Here is a 12,294-nt window from a genome sequence, read left to right as displayed (position 1 = left end):
GGCTCGCCGTCCTTGTGGCCCTTCCACAGGGCGAAGTCGCGGGGGTCGCGCTTGCCTCGAGGGTCCGCGTCGGCGGCGGCCTCCATCTCGTCGACCTTTTGGCCGGAGAGTTCGCCGTAGTTGGGCCAGGATCGAACATCGAAATAGACGTCGCCGGAGCCGTCGGGAGCCGGGTAGGCGTGGCCGGCGTCGATGATCTCTTGGATGAGTTCCACCATCTCGGGGATGTGGCCGGTAGCGCGCGGCTCGTAGGAGGGCGGGAGGCACCCCAGGCTGGCGTAGGCCTGGTGCAGCTCGAGCTCGAACTCGTAGGCGTGCTCGAACCATGGCACCCCGCGTTCGGCGGATTTAGCGAGGATCTTGTCGTCGATGTCGGTGACGTTGGCGACGATGCGCACCTCGTAGCCCTCATGCAGGAACCAACGACGGAGCACGTCGAACACCACTTCCTTGCGGATGTGGCCGAGGTGTGGAGACGACTGGACCGTCAGCCCGCAGTGGTAGATGGACACGCGGCCCTCTTCGAGGGGCACGAAGTCGCGGACGGTGCGGGTTGCGGAGTCAAACAGTCGAAATGTCACCCGATAAGTCTATGCCGAATCCGGCGGTGGCAGGCGTCGGCGGTCAGGGCCACCGCAAAAGTTGACCGTTATCCTCCACGAGAAGCTTTTGGCCCCTCGAAATCGCCGATTTTTTGCAGGCGTGGAGGATAACGGTCAACGGCCGCTCGGTGGCCGCAGCTGCGAGGAGAGGAGCGGTGTGCGGGCGCTTGTGCTGGGCACCACCCCAAAGTGACCGAAATCCTCCACGCCTGCAAAAAATCCCGCAAACAGGCGGGTCGGTGGCTGCGTGTGGAGGATAACGGTCACTTTTCCGCTGGTCTCACGCCGCAGAGCCGTGGCGAAATTACGCCTCGCCGCGCTGCTGCGCCGCCTTGCGGCGCAGCGCATCGATGTCGAATCCCATGCTGATGGGCAGATCCGGGTGGTTGGCCTGGTCTTCCCACGGGTCGTACGGTGGATCGTCGTCATCGTCATCGACGAACCCGTGCGAGGGGTCGAACTTGTTACGAAGTTCGTGCTCGGACGGAGTTTGCAGTCCGCCCATCTGCTCGTCGGGCAGCTCGCTGAGAACGTCGTGGATGTACCCGTTCACCGCCTCGTGCGTTGGCACATTGCGGTTCTCGCGCTGCGATTGGTACCAGCGGTAGTCGAGCATCTCGTGGTAGAACTGCGCGGGGTCGCGCTTGCGGCGCAAGTCGTCGGGGATCTGGTTGATGGCGGGCTCGAACATCTCGACGAGCCACTGATGCGCGACGACGGACTCCGGCGACGACGAGCCCAGACCGGCGCGGTAGGTGTCCATGTCGTTCAGCAACCGCCGCGCCTGGTGCTCCTCGGCGTCCAGGCCCGTGAGGCGCATGAGACGGCGCGAGTGGTAGCCGGCGTCGACCACCTTCGGCTGCATGCGCACCTTGCGGCCGTCGGCCGACGTGGAGACGTCGATCTCCGCGACGTCGAAGCCGAGCGCGTTGAGTCGCCGCACGCGCCCTTCGAGGCGGTGCATCTCCGAGTCGTCGAATTCCTCGACGGCGGTGAGCTCACCCCAGAGCTGGTCGTACCGGTCGAGAATAGTGCGCACGAGCAGTTCTGGTTTCAGCGAACTATCCATGAGGCCGCCGGTTTCGAGGTCGAGGAACTCGCCGAAGAGGTTGGTGGTGGCGATGTCGAGGTCGTGTTTGCGCTGCCCGTCGGTGAGCCGGTTGTGCAGCTCGCCGGTCTCGGCGTCGACGAGGTAGGCGGCGAACTCGCTGGCGTCGCGGCGGAAGAGGATGTTGGACAACGAGACGTCGCCCCAGTAGAAGCCGGTCAGGTGCAGCCTGGCGAGCAGCACCACCATTGCGTCGAGGAGGCGCTGCACCGTCTCTTGTTTCACGCCTTGGTAGAACAACGAGCGATACGGCAGCGAGAAGGGCAGATGCTCGGTGAGGAGCATGGGGTCGAGGGGAGCGCCGTCCGAGTCGGTTCGACCGAGGACCACACCGATGGGCGCCACCGACGGGATGCCCATCCGCCGCAGCTCGGACAGCAAGCGGTACTCGTTGACCGCCACATCCTCGAGGATTTCCTTCGCCGCGACGATCTGGTTACCCACCTTGATGAACCGAACAACGTGGCGCGAGATGCCGCGGGGCAGGGCGACGAGGTGCTGCGTCGGCCACTGCTCCAGCGGCAGATGCCAAGGAAGGCGCAGGAGGGCCGCGTCGGGCTTGGCAGCAAGGAAACGAGGCATGCCCCGTAGTCTAGTGGGCGTCTCCTGTTGCGAGCTCAGCCCGCTCTAAAGCTTCGGCGATGACGCTGACGAGGTCGTCGATGCCTTCGAGGCCGACGCTGAAGCGCAGCATGCCGGGGGTGATGCCGGCGGCTTTCTGCGCCTCGGGGCTCATGGCGCCGTGGGTCATCGTCGCGGGATGGCACACCAGCGACTCGGTGCCGCCCAGCGACTCCGCCAGATGGAACACCTTGAGGCCGTCCAGGAAGCGTCGGACGGTGGGCTCGCCGCCGCGCAGTTCGACGGTGACCATCGAACCAGGCGTGCGCATCTGCTGCTGGGCCAGCTGGTAGTCGGGGTGGTCGGGGAGGCCGGGGTAGTGGAGCGCCTCGACGACGGGGTGGCCGTCGAATGCGTCGATCACCGCTTCAGCGTTCGCGGCGTGCACGCGAAGCCGCGCGTCGAGCGAGCGCAGGCCGCGCATGGTGAGATAGCTGTCCATCGCGCCGGAGGTGAGCCCGAGCGTCTTCGCCCAGCCGGTGAGCTGCTCCTGCAGCTCGTCGGTGGCGGCCACGACGGCACCGCCCACCACGTCGGAATGTCCGGCGATGAACTTCGTCGTCGAGTGCGCGACCGCGTCGGCGCCGAAGCTGAGGGGCTGCTGCAGCAAGGGGGTGCAGAAGGTGTTGTCGACGACGACGCTCGCCCCGGCGGCGTGCCCGAGCTCAGTGACGCGTTCGATGTCGGTGATCCGCAGGAGCGGGTTCGACGGCGTCTCGATCCACACGAGATCCGCCGGCGTCGAAAGTGCCGCCGCGGCAGCGTCGAGGTCGGTGAGGTTCACATAATCGACGGTGACTCTCCCGCGCTCAGCCCACCAGGTGAGTAGCCGCCAGGTGCCGCCGTACGCGTCGTGAGGTGCGACGACGCGCCCGCCGACGGGCACCAGTGTCTCAATGGCGAGCACGACGGCCGCCATGCCGCTCGCGACGGGCACCGCGCCGGCGCCGCCTTCGAGGCTCGTGAGCGCGTTGGCGAGCACGTCGCGGGTGGGGTTCGCGGCTCGCGAGTAGTCGTGGTCGCGAGGCTCGCCAATGTCGTTGAACACGTAGTTCGTGGACAGATAGATCGGTGGCACCACCGCGCCCCGCCCGGTGTCGGTGTCGAGTCCGGCCTGCGCGGCGTTCGTCCATGCTCCAAGTTCAGCCATCGGTTCCTCCTTTGCTCCAACGTAGCTGGTTCACGCGGCGTCAGGGTGGGGTGTCCACCCAGTAACGTTGGTGCCGTGGAATGGTGCGGAGTGAACCCCACACTGCATAGGTTTGATTTGCAGAGCGACAACGTGATTTGCAGCTCCTGCAAGATCCGAGCGAGGCGAGAGTGACCGAGGCAGAGCAAGCGTGGAAGATGCTGAGTGAGTCCGCCGTGGCGGCGCGACTCGGCGGTATCACGAGTGAATCGAGCGACGTGGTGGACGACGCCGATATCACTGAAGGCCGGATCAATCCCCACGCCGCTGGGCGTACGGCTGGTCAGCGGGGCGGGACAGGAGCTATGCCGCCGATGATGATGGGCGGCGCAGGCGGCGCGCAAGCGGGCGCGGCCCAGTCTGGGGCGAGCACTCTTCCAGCGGGACTCGGCGCCGCGGGGTCAGCCGGCACGAGCGGCGTCGCAGCCGGCGCACACGGTGCCCCTCCCGGCGGCGTGATGGCGGCAGGAGGCACGAACCCCGACGGAACCCCGTCGGGCTTGTACTCCGGCACTGGAGCGTCCGAGGGCACAGCCGGCAGTGACGCCGTCGCTGGCACACACGGCGCGGGAGGTCGGCACGTCGATGGGTACGCCCTCGCCGGCACACACGGTGCGGGAGGTCAGCGCGTCGATGGGTATGCCGTCGAGCCGGAACACCTCCGGCGCGCAGCGACGGGGTGGCAGGCGATCGCGCACATCATGGGTGAGGCGGATCAGGCGATGCAGATCCCGCACGACCTCGGGTTCGCGAACGTGGCGCAGGGCCCGACGAACGAACTGTCGCAGCTCACCAAGCACTACGCGCAGCAGGCGAGCAACGAGTTCGTCGCTATCGATCGGAGGCTGCACGGTGCGGCGGGTGAGTACGACGAGCGTGAACTGAACAACGCTCGCCTGGCGAACGAAGCTGGAAGGACGTCGAAGTGACAACGATCTTGGAATCGATCCCAGGCGCGCTGCAAGACCTGTTCGGTAAACGCGGTGGCGGTATCACGGAGACGGCGGAGGGCGTGTCGAAGTCGCTGCGCTCCTACATGAGTGACCGGTGAGGAGCTCGCGTCCGAGTCGTACCGGCACATCATGGAGCGGCTCGAGCAGCTCGAGCAGCGGGTGCAGGCAGACTGGGAGGCCGACCGTCGCGACATCACCGACGGCGTCTGGTGGTGGCTGAAGAAGGTGTTCACCCTCGGCTTCGCGGCGCAGATCTTCAACAGCAAAGTGCGCAGCCTCAGGCGCCAGCTCGACAACGCATTGGCTGACATTCGGCAGAAGGTTGAGTCGCAGGCCGAGCCGAGGCTGCCCGTGCCCGACCAGCTCGACAAGACGTCGGAGATGTGGCGCCAGGCAAGCGTGCGTGCCCAGGAAATCAACAAGCAGGTGCTGCTGCTGAGCAAGGTGATGGGGTGGGACGGCCCGGCGTCGTCCACCTACGGCAACATGGTGGACGTGCAGATCGAAGCCAGCAAGGAGTTTCAGCATCTGCCCCGCGTGATGTCGGATTCCTACGCCATGTACCGCGACCTCAACAAGGCCGTGCTGTGCGCCGCCGAACGGGCCCTGCGGTTCGCGATGGTGCAGGCCGACCAAGTCGATGCGACGCTGCAGAACCCGTTCATGCGACTCTTCCGCCGTCTGTACCCGCTCAGCAACAACTGGCGAGCAATCCTCGACGACCTCAGCGCCGAGCTGGACTCGGTGTTCTTAGTGTCCGATTCTGGCTCCAACTCGGTGGGTTCCCAGCTCGCCGCGGTGCGCAGCGCGCTCGCGGTTACGCAGAAGGGTTGGCCGTCCGGCCTTGCTATGGCAGGCACACGCGCTGGCAACACCTCCACCCAGATCAGCGCGCACGCGTCGACGGAGTCCGCCAGGGTTCGCTACCGGTTGCCGAAGTTCGGGTTGAGCCGATGAGCACCGGCTCGTTCGGGTACGAAGAGAGCGAATACGACGACGATCTCCTCGCGCCCACATTGGGCCAGCCGAGCGGCGATGGGCCCCAGGAAGCGGAGAGCCTCGACGATGTGCCCGCCGCTGACTTCGTCGGTGAAGAGCCGGGCGGGGACGAGGGCGCGGAGGACACCACACGAGACTCGAAGCGCACGGTGTGGTTGCGATACGACGGCGATCAGCTCGTCGGGGTGCGGGTGAACTCCAACTGGACATCGAAGCTGCGCACGATCGCAGAGCTGGAGATCGCGTTTCAGGAGGCCTTTGCTGCGGCGATGCTCACGCTGTCGGAGGTCGAGGTGGGGCAGGAGGATCTCTCGGAGCTCGAGTTCCCAGATCTGCCTGACTTCGGCCCGGATTCGCTCGAGGCGTATCTGCGCATGATGGACGACCACGAGGCGGCGTGGAAGGCTGCGATCGAGCGCGCCGCGGAGGTCGAGCAGGAGCCGCATCCCATTCAGGGGAAGGCGAAGGGCGTCACGGTAACGCTGAGCCCTGGCGGTATGCCGGCGACGGCGGAGTTCGACAAGCAGTGGATATTGAGCGCGCAGCCCGGCCAGATCGCGAATCAGGTGCTGAAAGCCGCGACGCGCGCGCAGGCTGCATATGTGCCGCCCCAGCATCCGATGGCCGATGAGCTCGCCCAGTTCGAGCGGGAACGTCGCGTGCTCCAGGCGGGGTTCCATGCGCTGTTGAACCAGCCGCGCTGAACAGTTGAGGGCCGGACCGCAGAACGCCTCTCGGCGCGTGGCCGCTCGCAGCGGCAAATATTGGAGCCCGGGGTTACCGCGGCCCAGCCGCCACCACTGTAGTAGCTCATCACGCTTGGCCCAAGTGAGGGTGAAACTCGACTGAGCGCACTCCAGATGCTGATTTCGGGTTGAATTGGGGCATTGTGTGCAACTGGTGTGCGCTCAGTCGCATAACGCGGTTGGGGGTGGTGGTTGGTCAGTCACTCAGCCGGCAGCCTCGTCATGCAGAAGCAGTGTTTGCGACGTAGATAGCGCAGGCATCCACGATGGCCTCGGCCGATTCGATGGCCTCGGAGAGATCTTGCGAGGTGGCCGGTGGGCGTGAGGGGGTCGGGATACTCCGTCGCATTGCGAACTTGACGCATCCAATCAAATTCGTCGAGCGAGGCATCGTCGACGCTACTTATGAACTTCACCCGTGGCGATGTCTACGAATGGACGTTCTCTGAGGGTAGCTACAAACGGTGATGGTGTGTCTGCGCTCCAGTCGTCCGGGCTGAGCCTCGTCACGTTCACGGGGAGCGATAGGCGTTCTTCTGCTCGTGCTGCGACCGTGGCGAGTAGTTTTCGTGGCGTCGAACCGATCACGAGCACATCGATGTCATTGGGATACGGGCCGCTCAGGCCCGCTCTGCGAGCTGCCCATGAGCCGTAGATGAGTATCTGATCGATGCCCTCGACTTCGTCAAAGAGCTCGCGGAGCACAGGTACCGGCCCGTAGGTTGCGGCAATCAGATCGCGCATCAAGGTGAACAGGGCGTGCTCCTCGTTTGCGCGAACGAGGCGGTTACGTCCTTCGTAACGGTCGAGGAGCACGTCGTTGTCGACGAGCCTGCTCACCTCTCTGTGCACGACCGGCGCACTCACTCCAGTACGCCGTCCGAGATCGGAGAGCGAGAGCTCTCGGTCAGGGTGGCCGAGCAACTCAGCAAGAATGGCGCCGACGGCGTCCGAGCGGACGAAGGGCGTCAACTGCGAGTGCGATGGTTTCACAAATCAGGAATATATCTTCCGCTTAACGGTAAGGTCAACGAGTCGGGGGCTCCGAGGGCACTTTGCGCAGCTGGCGTACGCTCAGTCGCACAACGCGGTTGGTCCTACTTACGCGAGCCGTCCTTGCAGCCAGAGCTTGGCCGCGTGTTCCAGCTCCGCTGCGAGGCTGGCGAAGCGCTCGGATACGCGACGTGCATCCTCGCGCCCGAGGTCTTCCGCGCCCGCAGCCTCGATGCGCGCGAACGAAGCGGCCCGGTAGAGCGCGACGGCGAAGTCACCCGCGAACGCGCCTCGAAAGATGGTGTTCACGAGCTCAACCACCTCGTCGGGCGGGGGCGCATGAGGGGCGCCGGCGACGACGACGTCACGCTCGGATGCTGACGCGAGCCCCTGGCGGAATCGCAGCCCGGCCAGCGCTGAGTCGGATGCCACCACGTGCCGGAGTAAGTAGAGCCGCCACAATGCCCCAGGCAAGGTGTCCGGCGCGGACTCCGCCCAGAGCTCAGCCACATCGTCGACCCCGTGTTCCTGCGCATACTCGACGATGCGCCCCGCCAGCGCGGGATCCTTCGACGCACGCACGCGGTGCAGGAAGGCGGCCGCGGAATCACGCGCTAACGATTCCGACGGGCCACTCGAGGGCATCAGCACCTCGATGAAGTCGCCGGGGCGTCGAATTGGCTTATGAAACTCTCGCACGACATCGATCCTAGGCGGCCGAGAACACTTCGACGTCGGCGCCCCCAAACGCGGAGCGAGGACTCGCCGCTGCGAGGGTCCCAAACAACGACGCGAGGGCCCCGGCGTACCGAGACCCTCGCGAACAGCTGTGCGTCAGGAGATGCGCAGTTCAGTTTCGTTGCTGAACACGTGCACTTGGGCCGGGTCGGCCTTCAGGCGGACCACTTCACCCTTCGTCGGGGCAGTGCGTGCGCCGACACGGGCGACGATCTGCTGCGCGGTGAGCTTCTCTTCGGTGGAGAGGCCAGCGACCGTGCCGTACAGGTACGAGTCGGCACCGAGCTCCTCCACGACGGCGACGTCGAGGCCGATGCCGTCGTTGTCGGTGGACACATTGAACGCCTCGGGACGAACGCCGATGGTCAGGGTTTCTTCGCCTTCGGCCTTCGCGAGCACTTCGCGCGGCACGCGGACGGTGTAGTCGCCCACCTGGACGCCGTCCTCGACACGCTTGCCCTTCATGAGGTTCATGGCCGGCGAGCCAATGAAGCCAGCGACGAACAGGTTCACCGGGGTGTCGTAGAGCTCGAGCGGCGAAGCAACCTGCTGGAGGAGACCGTCGCGCATCACTGCGACGCGGTCGCCCATGGTCATGGCCTCGACCTGGTCGTGGGTGACGTACACCGTCGTGACACCCAGGCGCTGCTGCAGCGCGGCGATCTGGGTACGGGTGGAGACACGGAGCTTGGCGTCGAGGTTCGACAGCGGCTCATCCATGAGGAACACCTGGGGCTCACGCACAATGGCGCGACCCATGGCGACACGCTGACGCTGACCACCGGAGAGCGCCTTCGGCTTGCGGTTGAGGAAGTCTTCGAGGCCCAGCAGCTCTGCAGCCTTCTTGACGCGCTCTTCGCGCTCAGCCTTCGGCTTGCCCTGCATCTTGAGTGCGAAGCCCATGTTGTCGGCCACGGTCATGTGCGGGTAGAGAGCGTAGTTCTGGAACACCATCGCGATGTCGCGATCCTTCGGCGGCAGGTCGGTGACGTCGCGGTCGCCGATGTAGATGCCGCCCTCGGTAACCTCTTCGAGGCCAGCGAGCATACGCAGCGAGGTGGATTTGCCGCAGCCCGACGGGCCGACGAGAACCATGAATTCGCCGTCCTCGATGTCGAGGTTCAGCTTGTCAACGGCGTTGCGGTCGGCGCCGGGGTAGCGGCGAGATGCTTCACGAAAACTTACAGTGGCCATGCCACGATCCTTTCCACGGGCAGGTACGTGCCCGACGATCCGTAGTGGAGTAACGGGTTTTCCGTAGAACGTGACTCTACACGGCCCCTTGTTCGGAGTTGAAGGGGGTGGGGACTATTTTTCGGTCACGATGTTGTAACGGTGCCGAACGGGGTCTGGCAAGCACTTGCGCGAGGAGCGCCGTCGGGGATGTGCCTCCCGGCAGACGTAACCTGTGCGGCTCTGTTCCGGAACATGTGTCACCTGCCTCGCTGCGACGAGGCATCGTCGGGAAGCAGGTGACACTTGATCCGCTCTGTTGCCGCACAGGTTGCAGGTGCCTGGCGGGGAAGGCGGGGACTGGCGGGCACGGGAAAGCAACTGCATATCGAGCGACGAGTACCCCGCCGACGCGCTACCATGCAGCGCGTGAGCCACGACGACGCCCCGACCGCCGCCCCCGACGACCAGCCGTCCGAGGAGACCCAGGAAGAACCCTGGTGGGCCGACGAGGGCATGCCGTGGAAGCGTGAACCCCAGAAGGCCGACTACTGGTGCCTCGGCTGGTTTGGGTTCGTCGGCATCTTTTCACTCGTGCTGATCCCCGTGCGCGCATGGATGCTCCCGAACGCGCCCGAATGGTTCGCCATGCTCACCGGAAGCCGCACCGCCGTCGCCATCACGGGCGCGTTCGCCGGCGAGGGCAGGCTTGAGCACTGGGTGGTGGTGTTCATCGTCGCATCTATCTTGAGCCTGAAGTTCGACTGGATCTACTGGTGGGCCGGCAAGCTGTGGGGGCGCGGCATGATCGAGGTGTGGGCGGGGCAGTCCAAGCGCGCCGCGAAGAGCTACGCCCGCGCCGAGCGCTGGGCCGAGAAACTGGGAGCGCTGGGGTTCATCGTCGCGTATATCCCCATCCCACTACCGCTGATGCAGGTGGTGTTCGTGATATCCGGCGCGACGAACATGAGCATCAAGCGGTTCCTCGCCTACGACTACATCGCCAGCACCATGTGGTTGGCGCTCTACTTCTGGTTGGGCTGGCGATTCGGTGAGCCGATCGTCGGGGTGCTCGATTGGTACGCCAAAATCTCGCTGTACGTGGCGCTGGGCCTGATCGTGGTGATCGTGGTGTCGTCCGTGCTCACGAGCAAGAAGAAGGCGGCCGCGAAAGCCGTTGACAAGCGCTGACGTCAGCTACGCGTCGGCGAAAACACCGCCACGAGGAACGACGAGTCCTCGGTGAAGGGGCGCAAATCCCACGACGAAAACGCGGCGTAGGCATCCAACCCGGCGGTGGCCGCGTCGGACATGAACTCGCCGAACTCGTAGCCGCGCCCCGCGCCGAAGCCGATGATCGCGCGACCGTCGTCGGCGAGGTGCTCCCGGAAACGACGAAGCACGTCGACGCGGGTGGACTCAGCGAGGAAGCCCATCACGTTGCCGGCGCAGACGATGACGTCGAAGGGTTCCTCGATGCCCTCGGCCGGTAGATCCATCTCGGCGAGATCGCCGACGACGTACGTCGGCCCGGGATGGTCTTGCTCGGCTGCGGCGATGAGCGCGGGGTCGACGTCGATGCCGACGACGGTGTGGCCGAGCCCGTGGAGAAATCCGTCGAGACGGCCCGGGCCGCAGCCCGCATCGAGGATGCGCGACCCGCGCTCACACATGGCGTCGACGGTGCGCGCCTCGCCGTGGAGATCGTTGCCCTGGGCCTCCATGGCGCGAAAACGCTCGATGTAGCGCTGCGAATGGGCCGGGTCTTGGGCAATGATCTGCGCCCACCTGCTGGGTTCTGGCATCGTTCCTCCAAAGTCGTCGGCGACCAGGATAGCGACGTGGGCCCGGCAACAGTGCGCTGCCTCAGCATCAGAAGCTTGTGCGTAGCCGATGCAAGGTTGTGACAGCGAATCGACGGGTAGGGGCGCTGAAACTTCATAATCCGTACCCAGATCCAGCTAACCCCCCGATTTCGGCATGTTTGGTCAATCTGCGTACGGATTATGAAGTTTTTCCGTGGCTATCCGGGTCTTCCTTCGAAGGCTGGTTCCTCGTTCATCACGTCTTCTCATCACGGGTTCCTGGGGTTGGTGTTGAGTACTTGGAGTTCGCCGATTTTGAGGGTTTGTTGGGTGGTTGTGGTGTGGTGGGTTGGAGGTGGATGGTGGCCAGTGCTTTCCAGGCGAGTTGTTCAGGGTTTGGGGGTGGTGTGGGGTTGGTGTTGGGGAGCCATGTGGTGGTTTGCATGGCGGGGTCGGCGATGTTGGTGTGTTCGGGGCGGGTGCAGAGGTAGATTTTGCCTTCGGTGTTGTTCTTCCAGATGGGGTCGGTATTTGGGGGTTGGGGTTGTTTGGGTTTGCACCACATTTGGCGGGTGCTGATCCAGGTTCCGAAGGTGTTGGTGCAGGGGATGGGTTGGTTGCCGATGTGGCATTGGCGTGGTTTGCCAGGTTTCTTGCCTGGCGCGGGTTTGTCGTCTGTTTTAGTTGGGTCACCGGGAAGCTTGTGGCCACCGTCAGCTTCGACGGAACAGGTCCATAAGCTTCGGCGGCATGTGGCTGAAGTGTCAGCCCACACAGTCGAGGGGGCCATCATGCAGAGGGCGCAGAAGGCAATCACCAAGGTTCGTTTCAGCATTGTTTCGCCTTTCCTTGCGCGTCGGAAACGACCCACCTGCCGTCGGGATTCTGCTGCATGATAGTTGTGGCTTCGATAGTGCGTGACCAGCTTTGATCTTTACTTTCCGCTGTCTCTTCTCCCGTTTTCGTATGAACGAATTTCACCTTTGAAAAATCTCCGCAAGCAGTGATGGTGGAGATGTTGTGGCCCTGCTTGTTTCGTTGAGGTTCGGAGATTTCGACATCGCGGAAAGAGACGGAGCCTTGTTGTTCTATCCCGGCGTCGCGGAATGAGGCGAGTTCGTCGACCACATCGATGGAAGCTTGCCCAGTAGTAGTGAACACCAGTTGTGTGAGGTCGTTCAGTGAGGAGTCTTTGGCGTAGCGGTCCCATTGCGTTTCGTACTCTTCCCAGCCTTTGCGTACAGCTTGGATTTCTTCGCTCTCACCTGGTTCTGGTGGTGGGAAGGATTCGTGGGCTGTGGGGGATGGAGTTGGTGTCGGTGATGGGGTTGGGCTGGGGGTGGGGACGCGTCGGATGGATGTGGGTG

The 12,294-nt window shown here is 64.5% G+C and carries 12 protein-coding genes and 2 pseudogenes; 5 read left to right on the top strand and 9 right to left on the bottom strand.

What is annotated here, in order from left to right; genetic code table 11:
- From Q0X68_RS12140 to Q0X68_RS12130, 3 genes and pseudogenes are all read right to left on the bottom strand, one after another.
- A pseudogene (locus Q0X68_RS12140) lies at positions 1–581 on the bottom strand (cysteine--tRNA ligase); the annotation flags it as partial.
- Between the two features lie 325 nt (positions 582–906).
- Positions 907–2,292 (bottom strand): DUF4032 domain-containing protein, encoded by a 1,386-nt coding sequence (locus Q0X68_RS12135; protein WP_297752209.1) that lies wholly within the window; start codon positions 2,290–2,292, stop codon positions 907–909.
- 10 nt (positions 2,293–2,302) lie between these two features.
- Positions 2,303–3,481: a PLP-dependent aspartate aminotransferase family protein gene (locus Q0X68_RS12130; RefSeq protein WP_297752206.1), complete on the bottom strand. Its 1,179-nt coding sequence runs from the start codon at positions 3,479–3,481 to the stop codon at positions 2,303–2,305.
- A 170-nt stretch (positions 3,482–3,651) separates the two neighbouring features.
- Here Q0X68_RS12130 and Q0X68_RS12125 point away from each other — a divergent pair, with 170 nt between their 5' ends.
- From Q0X68_RS12125 to Q0X68_RS12110, 4 genes are read left to right on the top strand one after another with little or no spacing between them, the layout of a single operon-like run.
- A complete protein-coding gene (locus Q0X68_RS12125) occupies positions 3,652–4,449 on the top strand; it encodes a hypothetical protein (RefSeq protein WP_297752203.1) in 798 nt (265 codons plus the stop codon).
- Positions 4,446–4,571 (top strand): hypothetical protein, encoded by a 126-nt coding sequence (locus tag Q0X68_RS12120; RefSeq protein WP_297752200.1) that lies wholly within the window; start codon positions 4,446–4,448, stop codon positions 4,569–4,571. Before Q0X68_RS12125 ends, Q0X68_RS12120 begins: the two co-directional genes overlap by 4 nt.
- Positions 4,561–5,430 carry a hypothetical protein gene (locus Q0X68_RS12115; protein WP_297752197.1) on the top strand — a complete coding sequence of 290 codons (870 nt, stop codon included), beginning with the start codon at positions 4,561–4,563 and terminating at the stop codon, positions 5,428–5,430. The genes Q0X68_RS12120 and Q0X68_RS12115 overlap by 11 nt, the downstream gene beginning before the upstream one ends.
- On the top strand, positions 5,427–6,176 hold the full coding sequence (locus Q0X68_RS12110) for a hypothetical protein (RefSeq protein ID WP_297752195.1): 750 nt from the start codon (positions 5,427–5,429) through the stop codon (positions 6,174–6,176). The genes Q0X68_RS12115 and Q0X68_RS12110 overlap by 4 nt, the downstream gene beginning before the upstream one ends.
- 441 nt (positions 6,177–6,617) lie before the next feature.
- On the opposite strand, the gene Q0X68_RS12105 is transcribed toward Q0X68_RS12110, so the two are convergent.
- The 3 genes from Q0X68_RS12105 to ugpC form a co-directional block, all read right to left on the bottom strand.
- The gene (locus tag Q0X68_RS12105) at positions 6,618–7,211 is read right to left on the bottom strand and encodes a MarR family transcriptional regulator (RefSeq protein WP_297752192.1); all 594 of its coding nucleotides are present in this window, start codon (positions 7,209–7,211) and stop codon (positions 6,618–6,620) included.
- Positions 7,212–7,319: 108 nt separating this feature from the next.
- On the bottom strand, positions 7,320–7,910 hold the full coding sequence (locus Q0X68_RS12100) for a hypothetical protein (protein ID WP_297752189.1): 591 nt from the start codon (positions 7,908–7,910) through the stop codon (positions 7,320–7,322).
- A 135-nt stretch (positions 7,911–8,045) separates the two neighbouring features.
- The gene (gene ugpC / locus Q0X68_RS12095) at positions 8,046–9,143 is read right to left on the bottom strand and encodes an ABC transporter ATP-binding protein (RefSeq protein WP_297752186.1); all 1,098 of its coding nucleotides are present in this window, start codon (positions 9,141–9,143) and stop codon (positions 8,046–8,048) included.
- Positions 9,144–9,551: 408 nt separating this feature from the next.
- Here ugpC and Q0X68_RS12090 point away from each other — a divergent pair, with 408 nt between their 5' ends.
- Positions 9,552–10,313 (top strand): DedA family protein, encoded by a 762-nt coding sequence (locus Q0X68_RS12090; protein WP_297752183.1) that lies wholly within the window; start codon positions 9,552–9,554, stop codon positions 10,311–10,313.
- A gap of 2 nt (positions 10,314–10,315) precedes the next feature.
- Here the strand turns inward: Q0X68_RS12090 and Q0X68_RS12085 are convergent, their stop codons facing one another.
- The 3 genes and pseudogenes from Q0X68_RS12085 to Q0X68_RS12075 all read right to left on the bottom strand — a co-directional run.
- Positions 10,316–10,927 (bottom strand): bifunctional 2-polyprenyl-6-hydroxyphenol methylase/3-demethylubiquinol 3-O-methyltransferase UbiG, encoded by a 612-nt coding sequence (locus Q0X68_RS12085; protein ID WP_297752180.1) that lies wholly within the window; start codon positions 10,925–10,927, stop codon positions 10,316–10,318.
- Between the two features lie 256 nt (positions 10,928–11,183).
- Positions 11,184–11,762 (bottom strand): hypothetical protein, encoded by a 579-nt coding sequence (locus tag Q0X68_RS12080; RefSeq protein WP_297752177.1) that lies wholly within the window; start codon positions 11,760–11,762, stop codon positions 11,184–11,186.
- Positions 11,756–12,294: pseudogene (locus Q0X68_RS12075) on the bottom strand (hypothetical protein); the annotation flags it as partial. The pseudogene Q0X68_RS12075 and the gene Q0X68_RS12080, both read right to left, overlap by 7 nt.

This window comes from uncultured Tessaracoccus sp., assembly GCF_947286155.1.
Lineage (GTDB): Bacteria > Actinomycetota > Actinomycetes > Propionibacteriales > Propionibacteriaceae > Arachnia.
Note: the sequence above shows the minus strand (reverse complement) of the source record. Positions and strands in the feature narration are given on the sequence as shown.